We start from the raw sequence: 23320 nt of genomic DNA on the forward strand, positions 1-23320 counted from the left end.
GGCCGGCGGCAGTTGGGGCTCGATGGCCATCCCGCGCATCGGCCAGGACGTGATCGTCCAGTACGTCAACGGTGACCCCGACCAGCCGATCATCAGCGGGCGTACTTACTGCGGTAACCAGCTGCCGCCGTACGACCTGCCGGAACACAAGACCCGAATGACCATCAAGAGCCAGACCCACAAGGGCGATGGCTTCAACGAGCTGCGTTTCGAGGATGAGCTGGGCCGGCAAGAAGTGTTCATCCATGCCGAGCGGGACCAGAACAATGTGGTCAAGCACGACGAGACCACACAGATCGGCCACGACCGCACCGAGCAGGTCGACCATAACGAGACGATCACCATCGGCCATGACCGAAGCGAAACCGTCGGCAACGATGAGCGCGTCACCATTGGCCAGGACGATTACCTCAATATTGGCCGCAACCAGAGGGTCAGTATTGCCAAGGACCGTACCGAAACCGTCGGTAATCATCGCCAGGATGAGATTATCGCCAACTATCAGATCAAGGTGGGTGGCAACCTTGAGCAACAGATCGAGGGGCATGCGGAGCTGGAAGCGCGGACGGAGATCCGCCGACGCACCCGGCTTTATGACCTGCGGGCGGCTGAAGCCCTGATCATCCAAGGGCCGGGCGGCTCCATCCGCATTGATGAGTCCGGCATCACGCTGGACAGCCCGACGATACGCGTCAACGGTGCGCTGTACCATACACCGGTTGGCTCTGCACATCCCTTCACCCTGAACGGCAACCCCGTGAGCGGCGACCCCTTGGATCGTAAATGCGGGCGGCGTCCCGACGGGACGTGCTCGCTGCCTGACTGCAACTGCATCGGAGCGCCCGGCGCATGAAGGGATCATCTTCCGGGCCGATTCCCGACGCCCACTTTGCCAGCGGCTACCGCTTTCTCATGCTGCTCAGTCGGGTGCTGGAGCATTCGGCCGTACGCCCAATATCCATTTCACCGCAAGGCGAAGTAGTACCTCCCTATGCCCCGTCGGTGCTGGAGCTGATCGATGCCGTGACCCAGCGCCCCCCGCACGCCTGGCCTTGGAAACGTAGCGTCATGGATGAAGAGTACGAGTTCGGTCCGTTGCTGGTGGACGTCAGTGATGCGCCAGAACTGCTTCGTCACGCCATCACTGCCTGGATGCCCATTGGTGGCGCCATCGCTCTGGATGCACAGGTCAGCGTCGACGAGCTTTCCGATCATTTCCACAGCCTGGTGCAGTACACGATGCCCGATCTCGGGGTGGCCATCCACCAGATCACGCCCAACCACCTGACCGCTTGGCTGGAGGCGTTGGATGACGCCAATCGAGCGGCCTGGCTTGGCCCGGTATCCCGCTTGGCGTGGCGAGTCGACTGGGGGCCTGTTCATGAATGGAAGACACTTGAGCACAGTCCGACTGTGGCCCGTTCGAGGTCAGCCCTGCTCCTGTCCCTGCAAACGCACGAACTTGCCCGCCTGCAATCCGGCCTGCACGAACACTTCGTGCTTGGCCTCGCCCACGAACTGCTGACCATGCCGGCTTATGCCGATCGCTCCCTGGCTGAGGTCCGTGAATGGATCGAAGCCCTGCTGCCGCAGCTGGATGCCCTCAACTTCAGCGACGAGACCGTCGCTGGTGATTTCATTCGCCTGGTTGCCGAGCACAGGTGGCTGATGAGCGATGCGCAGGCCGGGGCTATCTACACCAACCTGGAAGAATCACCACAAGGTCGCCTTCGCGAGCTGCAAGCACTCATACAGAGCAAGGAAAACAGCCATGACTGACGCGACCGTGAGCCGCGCCGCATCCAGACCTGCCTGCAGTGCACGCGTACCTATTCTGCCCGTGCGCTATGCCATCGTGCCGCGTACCGGCGATGCCCCGGCCTTTCGCTACACCCATTCCGGTTTCAACCTGGAACAAAGCTTCACCCCGTTGCAGCACTCCGCCTACACCTTGCGCGCCCTGCGCCCAGGCTACGTCTACGTGTTCATGAAAGGGACCCAAGGCGAAAAGCTGGTCATCCACGAATACGATGGTGAAGGCCAGTACAAGGAGCTGCGCTACCGCTGCCTGGAACACTACCAGCGGCGCGACCGCTACTTGTCGAGCCGGTCGATGGGCTGGGTCTGGGCCGACACCGGCGAGGCCTGCGCCAAGGAAGTCTGGATCGCCTACAGCCCACACCTGTGGACCAATGCCGTGACTGCACGTATCACCGGCTCACTGGCCATGCGCAAACGGCACATGCGCCAGTTGGACATGGCCGAGCTGATTGCTGGCAACAAAGTGCCGTCCACCCAGGCCCATGTGCTGCCGCTCAGTGCCTTGCACACCTGGGTCGAAGACTTCAAAACGGACGCCCAACGCATGTCGCTGAGCTGGAGCAGCCAGCCCCGCACCTCGGCGTTGCTCGCCGGCAGCCTGCATGCCGTTGCCCGCCACTACCCCTATACCCAACCGAAGATCCCCGCCGTGGTGGTACTCAGCGATGCCGAAGGCCTGGCCCTGGACCTGAGCCTGTCGGTGTCGGCCTACCAGCACCAGATGCGCGACCTGATGCCTTCCGAACAGCTGCCCCACACAAGGGCGGCGCAGGGCACCGAGCAGGCCGACGTGCCGCTGTGCTACCAGCTGGATGCCGAACGCCTCAGTCCGCAGAGCCGTGATTTTCACCATCGCAACCTGATCGCCACGCTGCTGAACAAGACCCTGGAAAGCATGTACCCGGCCGACAACCCTTCGATCGGTACAGCTGCATTGAGGATACGCCCGGATAGCCGACCGAAGCCGCCTTACGAGGAACGCTTCCGCGTGCTCACCCACCCCGACTATTCCGAGCAGGGCCATCGCTTGGGGCAGCGCCTCGATACCGCCAAGTACCTTGAGTTTCTGGAGGAGCGCGACGAACTGGAGTACCGCATCACCCAGATGCGCGAACTCGCTTTGCAAGCCGGCAACGATCACGATGCCTGGCTGGCCACTGCCGAGGCCGGCCATCTCGACGACCCGTACAGCCTGGCGGCCGCGCTGGCTTGCTATGACCGTGACGAGCGCAGCTCTGCGCGCGGCCTGGAAATGTCTCTGGCCCTGTTGATTCACCCCATGGGCCAGCCCGTGCCCGGCACCGAAGACCAGGACCTGCGGTTCAAACGCCTGGAGCGCTGGCTGGACCAGCACGATAGTCCGCTGTACGTGGCCCTCGCGCCCTTCAATCCCTTCCGCGACAAGGCCGATGCGGTCGGCACCTTGCTCGGTGGCAGTGATAATGTCATCGAAGGACTGGTCGGCCGCTTTCCAGCTTTTGCCGGCATCACTGACCTCACGGCCCAATCGGTGAGCACCGTGGTGCTCAAGCGCATGCGCGGGCAGACCCGATGGGATGCCAGCAACAGTCTGCGTCAGCAGGTGCAGGCCGCTGCACGCGAAGCCAATGCCGAGAAGGCGTTGGGGCTGCTGGCGGCGCGGTACAACATCACTGACAAACTGGTCCTGGAGAACCCCTTCAGTCAGGAAGTGGAGAAATATCTGAAAGCCGGGATGGCGCAGGTTGAGGAAATGAAGCAGCTACGTATCACGGGCAGCAGGACTGTGACCCTAGAGATGACTACAACTTCGCGAGCAAAACCGAAGTTGATCGGATTACTGACCTCAGGTGCGGGGAGCGGTTTGAATGCGGGAATGCTTTGGTTCAACATTTTCGCGCTTAAAGCGGCGTATAACAGTCTGCAGAAGAGCGATGCACCGGAAAACAACTTAGGCTTCGCCTCCTCAGTCTTCGGAGTGATCGGCGCAACCTCAGCAACGCTGGTCAGCGTGCGGGCTACCCAGAAAGCAGTCATGCTGAAAGTGAGTGCGAAAATGCCGGGCATGGCATTCGGCAACGGCATAATCAAATTTCTAGGCAGTAATCTGGCCACACGCCTATCAGGTTATCCAGCAATATTTCTTGGCCTATTTTCTGATTCCATGAAGGGCCTGCGTCAGTGGCAAAATGGCAGTCTCGCCTCGGGCTTGAATACTTTCACTGGTGGTGTAGCTACTGCTGCTGGATCCGTACTTGTTCTTGAAGGAAGCCTCGCACTTGCCGGGCCGACGGTGCTTATTCCATTTGCAGGCTGGGCCGCCGGAGGAGTAATACTGGTGGGCGCTGCTGTGATTGCCGCTGGATTTTATCTCCATTCCAAAGCGCATGAACGACTCCACACTCCAATTGAGCTATGGGCAAGCAGGAGTATTTTCGGGACAAAAGAGAACGACGGCGAAATACGTGAAAACCTGAAATTAGACTTCAACAAGAAGCTCCCACCATTCGTCAGCATGCAAGAAGAGATTGAGTTATGGCATGCTGAATCCCACGCTCCAGTATCGCTGACAGAAAAGGGTGCGCAGCAATTAGGTCTTGGAAATCTTACCACTGCCTGGAGAGACAACAACCAATGGCCAACACCTGACTGGGCCACAATTATCCACACCCATGTCATCGAGGTGGCACCCACCGCGGAATTCACGATACTTTTGCCAGATTTCATATTAGAGGCGAGTGAATGGCAAGGAATATTGAAATGCAAAGATATTAATGGCAACACCACAATTCTTCGCACCCCACCTAGCTGCTTCCTCACGGAAGCAGGGCTAGTCATTCATTACAAGGTCCAAGCCGAGCCGTCATCGACTGTTTGGCTCACCATCAATTACTACGGAAACCAAGGCCCCTACAACACACAATCAACTGCAACATTTAAGCTTGGGCGATAATCCTATGTCAGTAGCTTGGCTTTTCGGCCCTAACCAAAAAACTGGAATCACTCCACGAATCTCTAGCCAGCTTATCGAAACCGAAAGTTCAGTGATGCAGTTGAGAAACCCATGGGTGTCAGATTCTGTATTTATGGGCAAACTTTACATGGTGATGATTTTAGGCACAGCCATTTTTTCTTACTTAACGCTCACTAACGCAGAAATTGACTACTCACTGGAAGGTGGAGACATATTTATTGTCGCGCTGCTGCTTCTACCCCTTACCTTTTCTCCATTTCTAGCCTATAGAATCTTCTACATACGAAACCTCTCCACCATATATCTTAATAGAGTGACAAAAAAAATTTACTACCGGCGTAGTACCAGGCTTATTATTTTTGACTGGGAATCCATCGGTGCGGGCTTATTAAAACGTACCGAATTCTGCGGCTCATCCTTCACCGCCAGCTACGCACTGGCGTTCGCCCCTCGTCGAGAGGACGGCAGTCTTCACCAAGAAGACTGTCTCTGGATCGATAGCAACGAACCCACCGAGTCAGACATAAAATATGTCGCGGAAGTCTGGGAGTATCTCCGCCATTTCATGGATCACGGCCCTGACAAACTTCCTCCGCCCAGTGAGCCCAACTGGTGGCACAAGCCGCTACACGCCATCTGTCTGACCCCCGCAGAAGCCTGGCGCCATTACGCCCCCTGGCGCACCGGTGAATCCGGTGAACTGCAGGGCAAGAAGAACTGGCAACTGCCGTTCTGGGCCGTTCTGTTTCCCTACAATCTCGCTGTCGCCATCTGCTGGTACGTCATTTGCCGCATCTTTAACGTGCGGGCAGCACCTGCACCACTTGAGGCGTTTGAAGAAACACCTTTACGGACTACGAGGCGCAAGCGCAAATGAGCACCGTCCGAGGAAAGCCCGGGCTACCTTCAACACCCCAATCAGTCCAAACCTTGACCCAGATCGCTAGACTTCGCCTTTATCCACTGACAAAGTAGGGAAAATCTCACGGACGAGCCCACAATCAAAGCAAGGCGATTCCATGGCAATCGATTCCGTTCTGATCCGCATCCTCCGTGCCTTCACTTCATTCAACCAACGCATTTTCCTGCGCCGCCTCAACAAAGAAGAGGCTGTCCTCATCGACCATTTCCGCACCTTGGCAGAACGTGACCGAATCGCCGTGCGGTATATGTGCACGGCCATTCACAAGACCACAGCGGACAAGCCCTACTGAAACGGCAAACCGGCCTCAGGCCGCCCCATCCAGCCCCATCTGCCAGAAATCAGCCTCCAGCCGCGAAGCCTGGCCAAAGATCTGCGCCAGTTCCACAAACCGCTGCTCGGTCATGCTCCGCGCGGCCAGTTCATCCAGGTGTTTGCGCGCCGCCGCTGCCACGCTTTGGTAAGCCTCCCCGGCATACTCGCCAATCCACTCCCGGTACGGGTGATCGCTCAGGTCCCCAATGCGCGCAGCCAACGTGCGGCCAATCTCGGCGTAGCCGATCACGCACGGCGCCAACGCCACATGCAGCTCCAGCAGGTCACCGGCCGCGCCGCAGTCGAGCACGTAGCGGGTGTATGCCACGGTCGCCTGGTATTCCGGTGCCGCCTGGATATCTGCCTGCGACAAGCCCCAGCGCGCGCACAGGCGCAGGTGCAGCTCGGTCTCGTCAAGAATGGCCGCCAGGCCGGCCTGGGCCGCGCGGATATCCGCCGGCAGGCGGCTCTTGTAGGCGGCCAGGGCCCAGGCGCGGGCGAACTGGATGAGGAACAGGTAATCCTGGATCAGGTAGGTGCGGAAAGCTTCTTCCGACAGGGTGCCCTCGCCCATCTGCCGCACGAAGTCATGGTCGACATAGCTGCTCCACTGCCCGGCAGTCGCAGCCTTCAAACGCTCGAAAATATCCATGCTCACGCCTCCTCGTTGTAAACAGCATCGAAGAAGGCAAGCTCCAGCGCCACGGTACGTGCGTAGAAATCACTGGCCAACGCCGCTTCCTGAGGGCCGACCCGGTCCAGCTCGGACTGCAGAAAGGCAACGAAATCGCAGAACGCCGGATTGTCGTGCAGGGTGATCCATTCGGCGTAGACAAAGTTGGCCGGCAACGGCTTGGGTGCCTTGAGGGCCCAGTCCAGATACAAGCCTTCCGCCATGTTCAGCACGGCCAGTGCGGCGGCATAGGAACGGGTGGCTGCAGCCTCGCGCATGATTGCCTTGAAGCCAGCGGTAGGTGCGGTGTCCGCCGGCTCGACACGTTGCGCCGGGCTGACGTCCAGGGCTTCGAACGCGCGCAGGAAATAGGTGTTTTCATCGCTGGAGATCATCCCTGCAAAGCGGCCGAAACGCAGGCGGGCTTCATAGGTGTCGGCGGTGGCGATGGCGGCGCCGAGCAAGGTCAGGAAGCTGTCCAGAAAACGATGGTCCTGCACCAGGTAGCGAACCATGACCGGGTCGGCCACGCTGCCCGCGCAGAGTTCGGTGACGAAGCGGTGGCCGACGGCGGCCGACCAGGTCGGTTGGTTCTGGCGTTGCAGGGTTTCATGGAAGCGTTCGGTCATGGTGCTGTCCCCCTTGGGCATGACAGCGAGACCGTTTTGGCTGGGCATGGTATGGCCTCGCAGTGAGGCCGGCAAAAAGGCAGGTAGTCCCATCCCTTCGCCGGCATGATCCGGATCAGGTTCGAAGGGTCACCGCGCTGCAGCTGCCAGCGGTTTCTCAGCCCGTTGCCGGGCTCCCCTTGGTGGGCATCAGGTATACAGCGCTGATAAGCAATTGTCACCACTTCCGTCACCGGAGTTGGGCCCAGCGCTGCCCAGTTTCGGGGGCCTTCACCCGTTCTTTGACGCCCTGTCATTTAGCGCGCCTCAGGCGCCACAAGGATTTGTTTAACAAAGTATTACTGAAACATCTGTTGGCACAGCCGTTGCTCAGGCCTCTAAAACGAGGCACTACGCCATTGATGGCCCATAGCCATTTAGCCGTGAGCGAGGCACCAGGCAATGAAAACATCTGCCGTGATCAACCCCAACAGCCACCTCTTCAAATTGTCCGCCGTGACCACGCTGATGCTCAGCCTCGGGCTGCTCTCAGCCATGGCTTCCGGGCTTGATGATGTAAGCCCGCCGTCGCCGACGGACCCGTCGCATTACGATGACCAGCCGGCCGACCCCAGCCCTGCGCTACTTAACCTGTTCAACCTGCCGGAAGCGAACGAAGGTTCCCTCGAACTCAAAGACGGGGCATACGGCGACCGCTCGACCAACCGCGTCGACAACGTACTGCCACCCGCGCTGCAGACCTCACGCAATTACCCTACCAACGGCAAACCGAGCCCGTTGTTCGGCGCCCAGCCGTTCACCCAGCAGTTGCTGCTGTTCGAAGAGTTCGGCCCGGAAAAACTCGACCCTAACCTGCCGCCACCGACACTCACCTTCCCGGTCCCCACGCTGGGGGCCGCGCCGGCGCAAGACCCTGACGTGGTCGCCCGCAGCAGCCCCAACGGCAATGCGCTGGAAGCCTTCCTCAAGCAGCCGGGCCTGTACCCGTTCCCGACCCAGTACGCCAACACCCTGGACCGCAACCCGTGGAAGGCGCAGATCGAGCTGTTCCTCAACCGCAACTCGGTCGGTTCGCCAGCCGAAGGCCGGCCACCCGGAAAGGGCTGGGCGCACCAGCGCTGGAACGAGTTCTACCCCCAGGCTGCGTTCAAGACCGCGCAGGCGGGTGCGCGCATCAACCAGGGGCTGCGTGACCGTAAACAGATGCACAATTACGCTGTCGGCGAGTTCGCGCCGGGCGGGCTGTATTACCAGACCTCGGACATCCCGACCACCCTCGGTACCACCAAGGGCATCGACACCCGCTTCCACCCGAACTTCCCACTGCAGAACCACAAATCGCTCTGGACCTTCGACGGCACCTTCCCGCCGAAACTGCTGATGGTCCGCTACGGCCAGCCGCTGCTGATGCGTCACTACAACGCGCTGCCGATCGACCCTGCGGCCAACGCAGGCTTCGGCTTGCACACCATCTCCACCCACGAACACAACGGCCACTCACCGGCCGAGAGCGATGGGTTCGCCAACGCCTACTTCTTCCCTGGGCAGTATTACGATTACCGCTGGCCGATCCAGCTGGCCGGCTACGACACCATCAACACCCGCGCCGAAGATCCGCGCGCCGCCTTCCCCTGCTCGCCGGGTGAAACGCTGTACGTCAACGACGCCAACCCGGGGCTGAAAACCTGCGAGAACGGCAGCATCAAGATCCGTGGCGACTGGCACGAAACCATGAGTACCCACTGGTTCCATGATCACATGATGGATTTCACGGCGCAGAACGTCTACAAGGGCAACGCCGTGATGATGAACTACTACAGCGCCATCGACCGGGGCAACGAAGCGCTGCAGGACGGCGTGAACCTGCGCTTCCCTAGTGGTTCAGCCATGCCCTGGGGCAACCGCGACTATGACGTCAACCTGGTGATCGCCGACAAGGCCTGGGATCAGAACGGCCAGCTGTGGTTCAACCCTTTCAACACCGACGGTTTCCTCGGTGACCAGCTGCTGGTCAACTGGCAGTACCAGCCCAAGCTCAAGGTGCGCGCGCGCGCCTACCGCTTCCGTATTCTCAACGGCTCGGTGTCGCGTTACCTCAAGTTTGCCGTGGTGCGTGAAATCGCCGGCAACGGGGGTGAGTTCAAAGGTCCTTCCGGCTCCAACGTGTCCTACGCACGGGTGCCGTTCCACATGATCGCCAACGACGGCAACATCATGGAACACGCCGTACCCTTCGACGGCACCATGGACCTCAATGGCGATGGCAAGACGGCCGACAACAACGGCATCCTGCCGCTGCAAGGCATTGCCGAGCGTTACGACATCATCATCAACTTCGCCAAGAACGGCATCAAGGCCGGCGACAAGCTGTACTTCGTCAACATCATGGAGCACGACACCGGCAAGGGCCCGAAAGAGGCCATCGACCTGGCAGACGTGCTGTCCGAGAAATACAAGGCCGTGATCAAGCAGACCAGCAAGGGGCCGGAGTGGGACAAGGGCGACCCGGTGGTAGGCAAGTTCATGCAGTTGATCGTGCAACCTTACAGCGGCACTGACGTCAGCATGGACCCGACCGCCTATGAACCGGCCAAGCCCGGCAAGGCCGAAGGCCTGAAGATGATCCCGCTGCCCCTCGACCGCACCGCCGTCGCTGACCAGGCCAAGATCAAGGCCGCCCGCCACCGCGAGTTCATCTTCGGGCGCTCGGACGGTACCGACACCGCCCCCTGGACGATCAAGACCGACGGTGGCTTCGGCTACAGCATGGACCCTCGGCGCATCAATGCGGCGCCACAGCTGGCCAGCGAAGCGACCCAGGGCGGCTTCAGCGGCGACGGCACCCTGGAAGTGTGGAAGATCAAGAACGGCGGCAACGGCTGGAGCCACCCGGTGCATGTGCACTTCGAGGAAGGCATTGTCCTCAGCCGTGACGGCAAGGCGCCGCCAGAATGGGAAAAATGGGCACGCAAGGACGTTTACCGCATCGGCCCGGAGACCGACTCCTCGGGCGAAGTGGAAATGGCCATTCGCTTCCGCGAATTCGCCGGCACCTACATGGAGCACTGCCACAACACCCAGCATGAGGACTCGTCGATGCTGTTGCGCTGGGACATCGAGCACCCGGGCCAATTCCAGGTGATGCCGACACCGCTGCCGGGCTGGGATGGCGTGCAGTACATGGCTTCGGTAGGCCTGCCGACCTTCCGTACCGCCAGCAACAACAGCGGTGAAGACCCGGCCAACAAACCACCGGCAGCGGTCAACGACAGCGCTGCGACCATGGCAGGCAAGCCGATCGTGATCAATGTGCTGGCCAACGACACCGACCCGGAAGGCAACCTGCCACTCACCGTCAAGGACCTCAGCCAGCCTGATTCCGGCAAGGGCACCGTCAGCACCGACGGTACCCGCGTGACCTTCACGCCGCCGGCTACGGTCGACACCCCGTACACCGCCAGCTTCAACTACACGGCGCGTGATGCCAAGGGCGCCGAGTCGCTGACGCCGGCCACGGTCAGTGTCGCGGTGAGCCCTGCGGTGGCGGCCGATGACATTCAGGTCAGCAGCGCCGTGGTGCAGATGCGCAGCAACAACCGCTACACCTGGGACATCTCCGGCACCACCTCGGTGGCCACCGGCAACAGCATCAGCGTGACCGCTGCCACCACCAGTGGCCCGCTGAACCTCGGCGCGGCGACGCTGACAACGGCAAGCAGCGGAGCGCGCTGGCGGCTGTCGGTGACCACCACCGGTAGCGGCCCGGCCACGCCGGCGACGATCACCGTCAAGTCGGCACTGGGCCAGAGCGTGACCGTGCCGATCAGCCTGAAGTAAACAGCGGGGCCGCGTTGCGCCTCATCGTCGGCAAGCCGGCGATGAGGCGCCTGATTACTCCACCAGAACAATGAGGATTGCCCAATGGCCCTGTCATGGCGTGTTCTGCTTGCCCTCACCTTGTTCGCGGCCAGTACCCACTACTGGCCGATCAAACCGGCAATATCGGCACGACTGGCACCTCCGACCGAAGCCGCCTCCCCATGGGGCGCGGACTACTTCCCCAATACCCCGCTGGTCACCCAGGACGGCAAGCAGGTGCGGTTCTTCGACGACCTGATCAAGGACAAGGTGGTGGCGATCAACTTCATCTTCACCGGCTGTTCCGACTCCTGCCCGGTGGAAACCGCCCGCCTGCGCCAGGTGCAGAAAATCCTCGGCGACCGGGTGGGCAAGGACATTTTCCTCTACTCCATCAGCATCGACCCGTACAACGACACCCCCGCCACCCTCAAGCGCTACGCGGAAAAGTTCGGCATCGGCCCCGGCTGGACCCTGCTCACCGGCGAACCTGACGATATCGAACAACTGCGCCGGCGCCTGGGCCTGTACATCGAAGGCCTGGAGAACGGCCGCTCCAAGGACCACAACCTGAGCCTGATCATCGGCAACCAGGCCACCGGCCGCTGGATGAAGGCCTCGCCTTTCGAAAGCCCGTACATCCTTGCCGACCGCCTGGGCAACAGCCTGCACAACTGGAAACAGGCCACTGCCATGGCCAACGACTATGCCAGTGCGCCGCAGATCCGCCCGCCCAGCAGCGGCGAGCAGATATTCCGCACGCGCTGCTCCTCCTGCCACACCGTGGGCAACACCGAACCCGGCCAACCCGGCATCGGCCCCGACCTGCTCGGTGTAACCCGGCAGCGCGACCCCCGCTGGCTGGTCCGCTGGCTGAAGGAGCCCGATCAGATGCTGGCCGAGAAAGAGCCGCTGGCCACCTTGCTCTACCAACAGTACAAGCAGCTGGCCATGCCCAACATGCGCCTGGGCGATGCCGAGGTCACCGCGCTGATCAGCTACCTGGAGGAAGAAACCACGCGCATACAGGCGCCCCTGGCTGACCGGGGAAAACCCTAAAGGCATTTAGCCACCAGTCATGAGGCTGTCATCTGTCTGTCGTATTTTTCGACCATCACCCACGGTCGGGAATACCAGCAGTGATCCGCCGTTCTCTCTCCTCCGCAGGCCTTCTGCGCCTGTTGATCCTGATGCTCTGTGCAGCCACCCTGACCTTTCTCTGGGGGCTGCACTTCACCCAGAAGGCCGCCTCGCGCCAGGATGCGCTGACGGCCAAGGCGGCCGAGCACCTGAACCTGGCCAGCATCGTCGCCGAGAGCCTGCGCCAGCTGGTCGACCGCGCCCAGGCCGTGGGCCGGGTAACCCAGGACGACATGAAAACCCTGCGTCAGGGCAGCCTGAGCCTGGCCAGGCTGTTGGCCGAAGACCCGGTGTTCAAGCGCATGAGCCTGTACGACCGCCAGGGCCACCTGCTGTCCGCCAGCCACAGTGATGAAGCCGCGCAGCTGCCGGCTGACTGGCTGCAGCAACTGAAGGTGCATGTCGCCCATTACGGTTTCAAACCCTTCCTGCCCAAGGTCAGCCCAGACGCCTCCACACCGACCATGCCCAACTGGCGCTTGCCCTTCCTGCTGCCGCTGACCGACCTGCCAGGCCGCGAGATCGACAACATACTCGTGGTGCAACTCGACATTGGTTACCTGGCGGTGCTGTTCCAGCACATCGACCTCGGCCGGAGCGGATTGATGCGCCTGCTTCAGGACGATGGCGAGGAACGGCTGCGCATCGACACCAGTGGCGTGGTGGTGGCCGGTGACAGCTTCGAGCCTGACATGGCCAATGCCGAGGCAATGTCCGGGCAGTTGACCCAGTTCGCGTCCGGGGTGCCCTACCAGAGCCTGTACCGGCGGGTGCCCGAGCGCGGCTTCAGCGTGCTGGTGAGCCAGCGCTACGACGAGATCCTGGCCGCTTCACAGTTGGCCTACTCGCGGCAGTTCTGGTTGAACCTGAGCATGACCTTGATGATCCTCGCCAGCCTGGCCTGGACCCTGCGCCTGCTGCGCAAGCGCCAGGAAGCCTTCAGCGCCCTGGAACACGCGCAGCAGGTCAACCAGCAACTGATCGGCCGCCTGGAAGACGAACACCGGCGCAGCAGCCACGCCGCTGCCACCGACCATCTCAGCGGCCTGCACAACCGCCGCCAGTTCGTCGAAGTCGCCGGGCAGGCACTTACCCGACAACGCGGCAAGCGCCGCCTGATGGCGATCCTGTTCATTGACATGGACCGTTTCAAATCGATCAACGACTCGCTCGGGCACAAGATCGGCGACCTGCTGCTGCAAGCCGTGGCCGGGCGCATCCAGCGCCTGCTCGAGCCTGGCGACGAAGCTTCGCGCTTTGGCGGCGACGAATTCGTGGTGTTGCTGGCAGGCGAGCGCAGCGAGGAGCAGATCAACAGTTGGGTGCGCACGCTGGTGCAGAAGCTCTCGGCCACCTATGCCCTGGATGGCCAGGAGGTCAACACCAGCCCCAGTGTCGGCGTCAGCATCTGCCCGCGTGATGGCCAGGACATCGACAGCCTGATCCGCTGCGCCGATGCCGCCATGTACTCGGCCAAACAGGCCGGCCGTGCCCAGTACCGCTTCTTCGACCCGTCGCTGAACCTTTCCGACATCCAGGCCTTCACCCTCGAACAGGCCTTTGGCTCCGCGCTGACCGAGCGCCAGTTCGTGCTGCACTACCAACCGCAGATCCGCCTGGACAGTCACCGTGTACTCGGCTACGAAGCCCTGGTGCGCTGGGATCACCCCGAATTCGGGCTGCTCTACCCCGACCGCTTCATCGGCTTGGCCGAACGCAGCGGTTTCATCATCGAACTGGGTTGGGAAGTGCTGCGCCTGGCCTGCGAGGAGCTAGCCCGCTGGGACGCCCAGGGCCGTGAGGCGCGTCTGGCGGTCAATGTCTCGGCCATGCAGCTGCGCCAGGCCGACTTCAGCACCCGCCTGCTGGCCAAGCTGCAGCTGTACGGCATCAACCCACAGCGCCTGGAGCTGGAGATCACCGAAACCACCATCCTCGACCCGGAAGGCACCGCCGTCGATCACTTGCATCGCCTGCGCGCAGCTGGCCTGGGCATCAGCCTGGACGATTTCGGTCGCGGCTATGCGGGCTTCGCCCACCTGCAGTCGCTGCCGCTGAGCAAGCTGAAGATCGACCGCTCGCTGATCGCACCCTTGTCCAACAGCTACGACGACAGCCCGATCGTATCCTCGACCATCATCCTGGCCAAACGCCTGGGCCTGGAGGTGGTGGCAGAAGGCGTCGAGACCCGCGAGCAGGTGGTGTGCCTGAAGCTCGCCGGTTGCGATATCGCCCAGGGTTATCACTTCAGCCGGCCGCTATCACCGGCGCAGTTGCTTGAGTATCCGCCCTTCAACGGTATCGAGGAAAAGCCATGCGTGCTGTGAAATCCCTGGCCGGGCTGTTGCTGGCCACGCTACTGGCCAACACCGCATTGGCCGATTGCACGCCACGCAGCCTGCGCCTGGCGGTGATCCCGATCAAGGGCAGCGAGGACATGCTCCGCGAACACCAGCCGCTGCTGCAGCGCCTGAGCCAGGCCGCTGGCGTGCCGGTGGAACTGGTAATTGCCGCCTCGTACGAAAGCGTGGTCGACGCCATCGTCTCCGGCGGCGCAGATATCGCCCGGCTTGGCCCCGCGTCCTACGTGCTGGCCAACCGTCGTGCCCCCGGGATCGAGCCGTTCGCCACCTTCACCCTCAGTGCAGGCCCTTACACCCCGGCCGGCAGCCATTACCAGGCCCTGCTACTGACCCGCGGCGACGGGCCCGATGACATCGAGCAACTGCGCGGCAAACGTGTGGCCCTGAGCGACCCGGCCAGCACATCGGGCAGCCTGGTGCCAAGCGTCGAGTTCTCGGCCGAAGTCGGTTCGCCCCTGCCGCGGTTCTTCGGCGCTCTGGTGTACGCCGGCACCCACGACAAGGCACTGGAGGCGCTGCTCGATGGCCGTGTGGATGCCGCTTTCGTCGCCAGCGAGCGGGCCGATGCCTACCTGGCTCGGCATGCGCTGAGCACCCGCAAGCTCAAGGTGCAATGGCGCTCGCGGCCGATCTACTACGACCCCTATGTGTTCAGTGCCAGCCTGTGCCCGGCGTTGAAGCAGCGCATTCGCGCGGCGATGCTCGACGATCCACAAGCCCTGGCGGCCTTTGTCGCGTCGCAGGATGCCAGCGGGCTGGTGCCGGTGAGCCGGGCGGAATATGCGCCACTGCGGCAACTGATGGATGCCTCGTTGCCCCGTTGAAGCATGGTCATCCTGTTCTGGCCTCTTCGCGGCTGAAGCCGCTCCCACAGGGTTCACACACTCCTGCAGGAGCGGCTTCAGCCGCGAAGAGGCCAGGACAGGCAAGCCACTAACGGTTAAGGTGTAGCCATCAGCAATTGGCACTTCCCCATGACCGATATCGAGCGCTACGTCCGCGCCGCCACCCGCGACAACACGCGGCGCAGCTACCAGGCCGCCATCGAACACTTCGAGGCCCATTGGGGCGGGTTCCTGCCGGCCACCGCCGACAGCATCGCCCGCTACCTGGCCGACCATGCCGAACAGCATGCGGTCAGCACCCTGCGGCAACGCCTGGCCGCACTCAGCCAGTGGCATATAAGCCAGGGTTTCCCTGACCCGACCAAGGCGTCGCTGGTACGCCAGGTGCTGCGGGGCATCCGTACCCTGCACCCGACGCCGCCCAAACAGGCCGCCCCGCTGTTGCTGCAACACCTGCAAATGGCCGTCGAACGCTTCGAGGCAGAAGCCTCCCAGGCCCGAGCGTGCCACGACTTGCCGGCCCTGCGCCGTGCCCGGCGCGACACGGCCTTGCTGTTGCTGGGCTTCTGGCGCGGCTTTCGCGGCGATGAACTGGCGCGCCTGCGCGTGGAGCACATCCAGGCCGAAGCCGGCGTCGGTATCACCCTGTTTCTGCCGCGCAGCAAGGGCGACCGCGAAGCACTTGGCGTGCAGCACCGCACCCCGGCGCTGAAGACGCTGTGCCCGGTCAATGCCTACCTGCAATGGATAGAAGTGGCCGGCATCGCCCACGGCCCGGTCTTTCGCAAGCTCGACCGCTGGGGCAACCTCAGCGACATGCCGCTCAACAGCAACAGCCTGGTCGGCCTGCTGCGGCGCATGCTGGAACGTGCCGGTGTGCCTGCCGCCCTGTACACCGGCCACTCGCTGCGTCGCGGCTTTGCCACCTGGGCAACGGCCAATGGCTGGGAGCTCAAGGCACTGATGAGCTATGTGGGCTGGAAAGACGCCAAGTCGGCATTGCGCTACATCGATGCCGGCCAACGCTTTGGCGAACTGGCCATATTACCGGCCAGCCAGGTGCAGGCGCTCATTCCTTGAACGCATACCGGGCGATGCCGCCTACCTCCGGGCGGATCGCGTAAAGGTCGCCGGCATCCGGGTAATGGCGCAACTGCGCCGGCGCCATGCCCACACGTGCGGTGGTGATATACAAGGTATCCAGGTTCTCGCCACCAAAGCAGCAACTGGTCGGGCGCGGTACCGGCATCAGCACCTGATCCATCAGGTGACCATTGCGGTCGTAATGCAACAGGCAGCTGCCATTGAACTGGCAAACCCACAGACCACCTTCCCGGTCCAGTGCGATACCGTCTGGCCGGCCCAGCCCGGCAGGCGTCTCGGCGAACAGGCTGACCTCTTCCAGACGCCCTTGGGCAAGGTATTCGGCGCGATAGATCTTGCATTCGACGGAGTCGACGAAGAACAGCGTCTGGCCGTCGGCCGACCAGGCCATGCCATTGGGCATCGCCAGGCCGCAATGGATCACCTCGTCACTGAGCTGGCCGTCGAAGCGGAACAGCGCCCCGGTGTGGTCACTCGAGGCCTCGTCCATCAGACCGGTCACAAATCGCCCCTGCGGGTCACAGGCGCCATCGTTGAAGCGATAAGTCGGGCGCGGATGCACGGGTACCGAGTACTGGCGTATCCGCCCTGAAGCGAGGTCGAACAGTACAGTGCTGGCGTCTTCGGTGAAAATCAGGTTTCCACGGTCGGTCAGCGCCAGTGCGCCAATGCGTGCGGCTGACTCGTACAGCCGTTCCACCTCGCCATCGGGCATCAGCCGGCTGATGCGCCCGCCGGTGATATCGACGAAGTACAACGCCCCGGTCTGCGCGTCCCAGACCGGGCTCTCGCCAAGGTCGGCACGGGTATTGGCGACCTTCACCGGCACATGCTGGCATTCCTTGATGCGGCTCCAGCGTGCGGCCACCTCGGCCAGGTTGGCAGCCTGCACCCGCGCCAGGTCACGAGGGTAACTGACCCCGCTGTTCTCACAAAAACGCGTGGCGGTGAACTGGCCATTGCTGGCCCTGAGGATATAGCCAGTGTCGTGGCACAGGCTGCTGGCAAGGTACAGCACCCCTGGGGTCACCCATTCGGCTTTGAGCTCCTCCGGTGCCTGGCTGACGCCCCACATGCGGGTCTTGGCCACGGGCGATATGGCATTGACGAGGATGCCATGCTCCTGCCCTTCCATGCTCAGTGCGTTCATGATGCCGACCTGGGCCATCTTGCCCGCCGCATAGGCGACCAGGCCCGGTTGGGCATAACGTTGATACAGGGCACGGTCGGAAGTGGTCAGCACGATGCGGGGTGCCGTCGAGCGTTTCAGGTGCTTCCAGGCATGTTTGGCCAGCCACACCGGCGCATGCACGCTGATGCCCAGTGCTCGGTCTAGAAATGCCCGCTGCTGCAACTCGATGCCCTGATAGTCGACCCAGCCCGCGTTGTGGATGAGGATGTCCAGTGCGCCGAAGTGCTCGATGGCCAGTTCCACCAGCTGCTGGCATTCCTGTTCATTTTCCAGCTGGCCAATGTGCGCAACCACCTCCAAGCCCCTGCCGCGCAGGGTTTCGAACGCAGCGCTGACAGCCGTCGGATCCTGCCCTTCACCAGACCGATCAGTTCCCAGGTCACTGATGACGACCCGCGCGCCACGGGCTGCAAGTGCCGTGGCGTAGTCCAGGCCAAGGCCTTGGGCGGCACCGGTAACGATGGCGACTTTGCCCACGAATGGGTCTGTAAATGGCATTGTAAAGCCCTTCCAATTCTCCTTTTTACGATAACAACAAAAAAATCAATGACTTAATATTAAAAGCATGCAACTTTGATATCTCGGGGATATCACCACCCAGCTGGCACCAGTCCGCGTCGACGAAGGAACAGGGAATGATCGAGACACGCTTGCTCAGGCAGTTCATTGCCGTTGCCGAGGAGCTGCATTTTCACAAGGCAGCCCAGCGCCTGCACATGGCGCAGCCGCCCCTGAGCCAGGCGATCAGCCGCCTCGAAGAAAAGCTCGGCTTCAGCCTGTTCCTGCGCAACAAACGGGCGGTCAAACTCACGGCCGCCGGCATGGCATTTCTGGAAACGGCCTACCGCACGCTGAAGGAACTGGAGCAAGGCATCGAATACGCGCGCAACGTCTCGCAAGGCATCTGCGGCAAGCTGACCATCACCGCCATTTCCATTGCCTACTACCAATCGCTGCTCACTGCCCTGAAGCAATTCCGTGAGGTCTACCCCGATGTGCGCCTGACCATTCGCGAAATGCCTTCAGCCTCCCAGGCCAACGCATTGCTGGCGGGTGAAGCGGACGTCGGCTTCATGCGCAAGCTGCCGATGGCGTCAGACAATCTCGAATCACGTCTGATGCTCAGCGAGCAGATCGTCATGGCCTTGCCAGCCAACCACCCCAGTGCACGACAGCCAGCGGTCGACCTGCGCGATTTTGCCGATGCGGATTTCGTCTTCACCCCACAGGCGCTGGGCAGCGGTTACCACGGCCAGCTGATCGCCTTGTGCGAGTCGGCCGGCTTCTACCCCAGGATTGTTCAGGAAGCTGCGCAGATCCACACCCAGGTCGGGCTGGTGGCCTGCGGCTTCGGCGTCGCCCTGGTACCGGAATCGATTGCCCACTCCAGCCTGCGCGAGCGTGTGCAGTTCCGCCCGCTGCGGCCGATCAAAGGCCAGCCCACACCGACCATGGGCCTGTACATGAACTGGAACACCGACAATACCTCCCCGGCCTTGGGCAGTTTCATTGCCATGCTCGAACAGGGCGCGCCTCGGCACTATGCCGATACCCTGCAGCGCCCGTTGACGCTGGAAGGTTGCAGCGTATCAGCGATGCTGCCTGGCGCACTGCCAGACACGGGCAATATCACAGGCACGATCCTGCAATAGCTGCGCAGCATTCGCGCAGGCCTGTTCCAGGGTCATCGGGCCGTTGCCCAGGGCAAAGGCCGCGTCGATACCGTGGGCATACAGCTGTTGGTAACCCTCGCCCAAGGTCCCTGCCAGCACCACCACCGGCACCCCGTGACGCTTGGCTACCCGAGCGACACCCATGGGCGTCTTGCCGCGCAGGGTCTGGGCGTCGAAGCGGCCTTCACCGGTAATCACCAGGTCGGCGCCTTGCACCAGCGCATCGAGGCCAGCAAGCTCGGCGACCACTTCCACACCCGGGCGGAAGCGTGCACCCATGAAGGCTTTGGCTGCGAAGCCCATGCCGCCTGCGGCACCGCAACCTGGGAAGTCACGGACGTCTTCACCCAGCAACTGCGCACAGTGGTCGGCAAAATGGCCGAGGGCCTGGTCCAGCGCCTGCACCTGCTCGGGGTTGGCGCCCTTCTGCGGGCCGAAGATCGCCGAAGCGCCATTGGCGCCGCACAGCGGGTTATCGACATCGGCCGCCACCTCGACCTGCACCTCGGCCAGGCGCGGGTCCAGGTCACTGGCATCGATACGTGCCAACCGGGCCAGGGCCAGGCCGCCCTCTTCCAGTGCCTGCCCGTCGGCATCCAGCAAGCGCAGGCCCAGGGCACGCAGCATGCCGCTGCCGCCATCGTTGGTGGCGCTGCCGCCAATGGCCAGGACGATACGCTGCGCCCCGGCTGCCAGTGCTGCGGCAAAAAGCTCGCCGGTGCCCCAGGTGCTGCTGCGGCAGGCATCGCGCTGGCCGCTGGGCAGCAGCTGAATACCGCTGGCCTGGGCCATCTCGATCACCGCCGTGCGGGTTTCCGCCAACCAGCCCCAGCCGGCTTCCACACGCCGCCCCAGCGGCCCGCGCACGGTCAGGCGGCGCAGTTCGCCATGGCTGGCCGCCACGATCGCCTCCAGGGTGCCCTCGCCGCCATCGGCCATCGGGCACTCGACCAGTTCGGCACCGGGCAATGCCTCGCCCAGGCCAAGGGCGATGGCGCGGGCGACGCCGGCAGCATCGAGGCTGTCCTTGAACGAGTCGGGGGCGATGACGATTTTCATGGGGATTCTCCTGTCCTGATGACGGGCATGCTGACAGCTGTCTGCCACGGCGGCCTCGGTCGGATGCACAAAAGGCCGGCAGCGTTGTTTGGGCAAATGCCTCTGCAGGCGCTCAATCGGCCCGCAGCAGTTGCAGCGCCAGGTACAGACTCAGCATGCCTTCCAGGCGCAGCGGGTCTACTTCGCCCAGTTCGGCGATGCGCTCAAGGCGATAGCGCAGGCTGTTGCGGTGGATCCCCAAGGCATCGGCACAGGCCTGGCTCTGGCCATCATGCGCGCACCAGGCGCGCAGCGTGGTCAGCAACTGGCCGCTGGCATCCCGGGCGCGAATGCGCTGCAACGGCTCGAGCAGTTCATCCAGCGCGTCTTCGTTGCGGTGGCGCCAGAGCAAGGCCGGCAAGCGGTAGCGGCTCAGGCTCAGCAGCTGTTCCCTGGGCAGCACCTCACGGCCGTAGGCCAGCAAGTCGCGCACCCGTCGGTAGCCGCGGCGCAATTGTTCCAGGCTCTGCGCCGCGCTGCCCAGTGCCAGGCGTTCGACCTCCCAGCCGTGGCGCTGCAAACGTTCGATCAGGCGTGTTTCGTCCAGTACCAGCCCCGCCGGCCGGCACCACAGCAGCGACTCACGCGAAGGGCTCACGCACCAGCTGTCCGGGTATCGGCTCATCAACCAGGCCGACAGCGTTTCGGCAGGCGCCCCGGATAGCAGTTCGAACAGGCACGGCACCCTCGGCAATTGAGGTTTCAGGCCCAACTGCTGCGCCTCGTCCAACAGCCGCGGTGAATCACCACTGCCACCGAGCAGCAACGCCAGCAAGTCGTCGCAACGCTGGCGCCGCCACTGCTGTTCGACCTGCAGGTGCCGTTGCGCCAGAAGCATCTCGGCGGTCATCCGCACCAGCTCGCCATAAGTGCGCAGTTGCTGCGGGTCGCCGGTCAGGCCAAGCACGCCGATCAAGCGCCCGTCGAGCATCAACGGCAGGTTGACCCCAGGCTGCACGCCCTTCAGGCACCTGGCCGCGTCCACATCCAGTTCGACCACCCGGCCATTGGCCAACACCAGCTGCGCGCCTTCGTGACGGGTATTGATGCGCTCCGGCTCGCCACTGCCGAGGATCAGCCCCTGGCTGTCCATGACGTTGACGTTGCAGGGCAGAATGGCCATCGCCCGATCAACGATATCCTGCGCCAGGTCATGGTCCAGTTCGAACATTCAGCGATCCTTAAACGTGTCAGCTTTTGTACAGCGGCACAGCGCCATGCACGATACGCTGTGCATAAGCACAAAGACAGGCGCGTCGCACTCCCCGAGACTCGTCAGGGCGAGCGCCGGCACAGGCGACGCAGTGACAACCATAACAACAGAGATCACGATCATGGCACACAGCCCTGCCCCTGACCAAGGCACCGATAGCAACCGCAACGCGCTGTACCGGCGCATCACCCTGCGGCTGATACCGTTCATTTTCATCTGCTACCTGTTCAACTATCTGGACCGCGTCAACGTAGGTTTCGCCAAGCTGCAGATGCTCGATGCACTGAAGTTCAGCGAAACCGTGTACGGCCTCGGCGCTGGCATCTTCTTCATCGGCTACGTGCTCTGCGGCCTGCCGAGCAACCTGGCGCTCAACCGCTTCGGCCCGCGGCGCTGGATTGCAGCGATGATGATCGCCTGGGGCAGCCTGTCGACCTGTCTGCTGTTCGTCACTACCCCCACCGAGTTCTACACCCTGCGCCTGCTGACCGGCGCTGCCGAGGCGGGCTTCTTCCCCGGCGTGGTGCTGTACCTTTCGCGCTGGTTCCCGGCAGACCGCCGCGGCCGCATCATGGCCCTGTTCATGTCGGCGATCCCGGTGTCGGGCCTGCTCGGCGGGCCGTTCTCCGGCTGGATCCTCGAGCACTTCGCCACCGGCCAGCATGGCCTGGCCGGCTGGCAGTGGATGTTCCTGATCCAGGGCCTGCCAACCATCGCCCTCGGCGTGCTGGCCATCAAGTTGCTCAGCGATGGCTACCAGAAAGCCACCTGGCTGAGCCCTGCCGAACGCCAGCTGATCGCCGCCGACCTCGAAGCCGACGCCGCCAGCAAGCCGAACACCACCGGCGACAGCGTCATGGCGGTGTTGACCAACCCGTTGATCTGGACCTTCGGCTTCGTCTATTTCTGCATCCAGAGTGGCGTGTATGCGATCAACTTCTGGCTGCCGTCGATCATCAAGAACATGGGCTTCGACAACCCGCTGCTGATCGGCTGGCTCAGCGCGATCCCGTACCTGCTGGCCGGTGTGTTCATGATCCTCTGCGGCCGCTCGGCGGACCTGCGCAACGAACGACGCTGGCACCTTGTGGTGCCGATGTTGATGGGCGCAGTCGGCCTGCTGATCGCGGTCAACTTTGCTGGCAACCCGCCTGTCGCCATTCTTGGCCTGTCGATCGCCACCATGGGCGCCCTCACCGGCCTGCCGATGTTCTGGCCGATGCCCACCGCACTGCTCAGCGCCGGCGCCGCCGTGGCAGGCCTGGCGATCATCAACTCGGTGGGGCAGATGGCCGGCTTCCTCAGCCCTTATCTGGTCGGGTTCATCAAGGACCAGACCGGTTCGACCGACGCCGCACTGTATTCGCTGGCCGCGTTGATCGTGCTGGGTAGCCTGGTGGCCTTGCGAGTTACCCGGGCAGGCGCATTGAGTACTGTCCGGTCCAATTGACACCATTGGTGAGTGAGCCCGCTCCAACAGGTACTGCATGGCCCTTGAGGCCTATGAAGCACCTGTGGGAG

The 23320-nt window shown here is 62.6% G+C and carries 17 protein-coding genes, 1 pseudogene and 1 riboswitch; of the genes and pseudogenes, 12 read left to right on the top strand and 6 right to left on the bottom strand.

What is annotated here, in order from left to right; all coding sequences use genetic code 11:
- The 5 genes from ACIPW4_RS21100 to ACIPW4_RS21120 all read left to right on the top strand — a co-directional run.
- A partial coding sequence (locus ACIPW4_RS21100; protein ID WP_400661175.1) for a type VI secretion system Vgr family protein occupies positions 1–853 on the top strand: 853 nt, incomplete at its 5' end.
- Positions 850–1779 (top strand): DUF4123 domain-containing protein, encoded by a 930-nt coding sequence (locus ACIPW4_RS21105; protein WP_400661176.1) that lies wholly within the window; start codon positions 850–852, stop codon positions 1777–1779. The genes ACIPW4_RS21100 and ACIPW4_RS21105, both read left to right, overlap by 4 nt.
- Positions 1772–4753, top strand: coding sequence for a T6SS effector BTH_I2691 family protein (locus ACIPW4_RS21110; protein WP_400661178.1), 2982 nt, complete (start codon positions 1772–1774; stop codon positions 4751–4753). The genes ACIPW4_RS21105 and ACIPW4_RS21110 overlap by 8 nt, the downstream gene beginning before the upstream one ends.
- A 4-nt stretch (positions 4754–4757) precedes the next feature.
- Positions 4758–5651: a DUF6708 domain-containing protein gene (locus tag ACIPW4_RS21115; protein ID WP_400661179.1), complete on the top strand. Its 894-nt coding sequence runs from the start codon at positions 4758–4760 to the stop codon at positions 5649–5651.
- A gap of 142 nt (positions 5652–5793) precedes the next feature.
- Positions 5794–5988, top strand: a complete 195-nt coding sequence (locus ACIPW4_RS21120; protein WP_400661181.1) for a hypothetical protein — start codon at positions 5794–5796, stop codon at positions 5986–5988.
- Between the two features lie 15 nt (positions 5989–6003).
- Here the strand turns inward: ACIPW4_RS21120 and tenA are convergent, their stop codons facing one another.
- Complete coding sequence (gene tenA / locus ACIPW4_RS21125; RefSeq protein WP_400661182.1) at positions 6004–6663, bottom strand: thiaminase II; 660 nt, start codon at positions 6661–6663, stop codon at positions 6004–6006.
- Positions 6664–6665: 2 nt separating this feature from the next.
- Positions 6666–7313, bottom strand: coding sequence for a TenA family protein (locus ACIPW4_RS21130; RefSeq protein WP_400661184.1), 648 nt, complete (start codon positions 7311–7313; stop codon positions 6666–6668).
- 75 nt (positions 7314–7388) lie between these two features.
- Positions 7389–7503, bottom strand: a riboswitch (TPP riboswitch).
- 251 nt (positions 7504–7754) lie between these two features.
- Here ACIPW4_RS21130 and ACIPW4_RS21135 point away from each other — a divergent pair.
- The 5 genes from ACIPW4_RS21135 (at position 7755) to ACIPW4_RS21155 (ending at position 16599) form a co-directional block, all read left to right on the top strand.
- Positions 7755–11150, top strand: coding sequence for an Ig-like domain-containing protein (locus tag ACIPW4_RS21135; RefSeq protein WP_400661185.1), 3396 nt, complete (start codon positions 7755–7757; stop codon positions 11148–11150).
- An 84-nt stretch (positions 11151–11234) separates the two neighbouring features.
- Positions 11235–12230 carry an SCO family protein gene (locus tag ACIPW4_RS21140; protein ID WP_400661187.1) on the top strand — a complete coding sequence of 332 codons (996 nt, stop codon included), beginning with the start codon at positions 11235–11237 and terminating at the stop codon, positions 12228–12230.
- 80 nt (positions 12231–12310) lie between these two features.
- On the top strand, positions 12311–14638 hold the full coding sequence (locus ACIPW4_RS21145; protein WP_400661189.1) for a putative bifunctional diguanylate cyclase/phosphodiesterase: 2328 nt from the start codon (positions 12311–12313) through the stop codon (positions 14636–14638).
- Positions 14626–15498 carry a phosphate/phosphite/phosphonate ABC transporter substrate-binding protein gene (locus ACIPW4_RS21150; protein WP_400661191.1) on the top strand — a complete coding sequence of 291 codons (873 nt, stop codon included), beginning with the start codon at positions 14626–14628 and terminating at the stop codon, positions 15496–15498. The genes ACIPW4_RS21145 and ACIPW4_RS21150 overlap by 13 nt, the downstream gene beginning before the upstream one ends.
- Positions 15499–15648: 150 nt before the next feature.
- A complete protein-coding gene (locus tag ACIPW4_RS21155) occupies positions 15649–16599 on the top strand; it encodes a site-specific integrase (RefSeq protein ID WP_400661193.1) in 951 nt (316 codons plus the stop codon).
- Here ACIPW4_RS21155 and ACIPW4_RS21160 read toward each other — a convergent pair.
- Together ACIPW4_RS21160 and ACIPW4_RS21165 are read right to left on the bottom strand one after the other, a co-directional pair.
- Positions 16589–17653: an SMP-30/gluconolactonase/LRE family protein gene (locus tag ACIPW4_RS21160; protein WP_400661363.1), complete on the bottom strand. Its 1065-nt coding sequence runs from the start codon at positions 17651–17653 to the stop codon at positions 16589–16591. The genes ACIPW4_RS21155 and ACIPW4_RS21160 overlap by 11 nt on opposite strands.
- 12 nt (positions 17654–17665) lie before the next feature.
- Positions 17666–18313, bottom strand: a pseudogene (locus tag ACIPW4_RS21165) (SDR family NAD(P)-dependent oxidoreductase); the annotation flags it as partial.
- Positions 18314–18450: 137 nt separating this feature from the next.
- On the opposite strand from ACIPW4_RS21165, the gene ACIPW4_RS21170 reads away from it, so the two are divergent.
- The gene (locus ACIPW4_RS21170) at positions 18451–19467 is read left to right on the top strand and encodes a LysR family transcriptional regulator (protein ID WP_400661195.1); all 1017 of its coding nucleotides are present in this window, start codon (positions 18451–18453) and stop codon (positions 19465–19467) included.
- Here ACIPW4_RS21170 and ACIPW4_RS21175 read toward each other — a convergent pair.
- Both ACIPW4_RS21175 and ACIPW4_RS21180 read right to left on the bottom strand, forming a co-directional pair.
- Positions 19405–20547 (bottom strand): glycerate kinase, encoded by a 1143-nt coding sequence (locus ACIPW4_RS21175; RefSeq protein ID WP_400661197.1) that lies wholly within the window; start codon positions 20545–20547, stop codon positions 19405–19407. The two genes, ACIPW4_RS21170 and ACIPW4_RS21175, sit on opposite strands and share 63 nt — an antisense overlap.
- A gap of 112 nt (positions 20548–20659) precedes the next feature.
- A complete protein-coding gene (locus ACIPW4_RS21180; protein ID WP_400661198.1) occupies positions 20660–21757 on the bottom strand; it encodes a sugar diacid recognition domain-containing protein in 1098 nt (365 codons plus the stop codon).
- A 163-nt stretch (positions 21758–21920) separates the two neighbouring features.
- On the opposite strand from ACIPW4_RS21180, the gene ACIPW4_RS21185 reads away from it, so the two are divergent.
- Positions 21921–23249, top strand: a complete 1329-nt coding sequence (locus ACIPW4_RS21185) for an MFS transporter (RefSeq protein WP_400661200.1) — start codon at positions 21921–21923, stop codon at positions 23247–23249.
- The last annotated feature ends 71 nt before the right edge of the window (positions 23250–23320 follow it).

It is taken from the genome of Pseudomonas sp. NPDC089996, from assembly GCF_044748405.1.
GTDB lineage: Bacteria > Pseudomonadota > Gammaproteobacteria > Pseudomonadales > Pseudomonadaceae > Aquipseudomonas.

Coding starts and splice junctions, on each gene's coding strand:
- ACIPW4_RS21180 (WP_400661198.1), bottom strand. CDS start 21,757: ATGTTCGAACTGGACCATGACCTGGCGCAGGATATCGTTGATCGGGCG.
- ACIPW4_RS21110 (WP_400661178.1), top strand. CDS start 1,772: ATGACTGACGCGACCGTGAGCCGCGCCGCATCCAGACCTGCCTGCAGT.
- tenA (WP_400661182.1), bottom strand. CDS start 6,663: ATGGATATTTTCGAGCGTTTGAAGGCTGCGACTGCCGGGCAGTGGAGC.
- ACIPW4_RS21135 (WP_400661185.1), top strand. CDS start 7,755: ATGAAAACATCTGCCGTGATCAACCCCAACAGCCACCTCTTCAAATTG.
- ACIPW4_RS21170 (WP_400661195.1), top strand. CDS start 18,451: ATGATCGAGACACGCTTGCTCAGGCAGTTCATTGCCGTTGCCGAGGAG.
- ACIPW4_RS21150 (WP_400661191.1), top strand. CDS start 14,626: ATGCGTGCTGTGAAATCCCTGGCCGGGCTGTTGCTGGCCACGCTACTG.
- ACIPW4_RS21175 (WP_400661197.1), bottom strand. CDS start 20,547: ATGAAAATCGTCATCGCCCCCGACTCGTTCAAGGACAGCCTCGATGCT.
- ACIPW4_RS21185 (WP_400661200.1), top strand. CDS start 21,921: ATGGCACACAGCCCTGCCCCTGACCAAGGCACCGATAGCAACCGCAAC.
- ACIPW4_RS21140 (WP_400661187.1), top strand. CDS start 11,235: ATGGCCCTGTCATGGCGTGTTCTGCTTGCCCTCACCTTGTTCGCGGCC.
- ACIPW4_RS21115 (WP_400661179.1), top strand. CDS start 4,758: ATGTCAGTAGCTTGGCTTTTCGGCCCTAACCAAAAAACTGGAATCACT.
- ACIPW4_RS21105 (WP_400661176.1), top strand. CDS start 850: ATGAAGGGATCATCTTCCGGGCCGATTCCCGACGCCCACTTTGCCAGC.
- ACIPW4_RS21120 (WP_400661181.1), top strand. CDS start 5,794: ATGGCAATCGATTCCGTTCTGATCCGCATCCTCCGTGCCTTCACTTCA.
- ACIPW4_RS21155 (WP_400661193.1), top strand. CDS start 15,649: ATGACCGATATCGAGCGCTACGTCCGCGCCGCCACCCGCGACAACACG.
- ACIPW4_RS21130 (WP_400661184.1), bottom strand. CDS start 7,313: ATGACCGAACGCTTCCATGAAACCCTGCAACGCCAGAACCAACCGACC.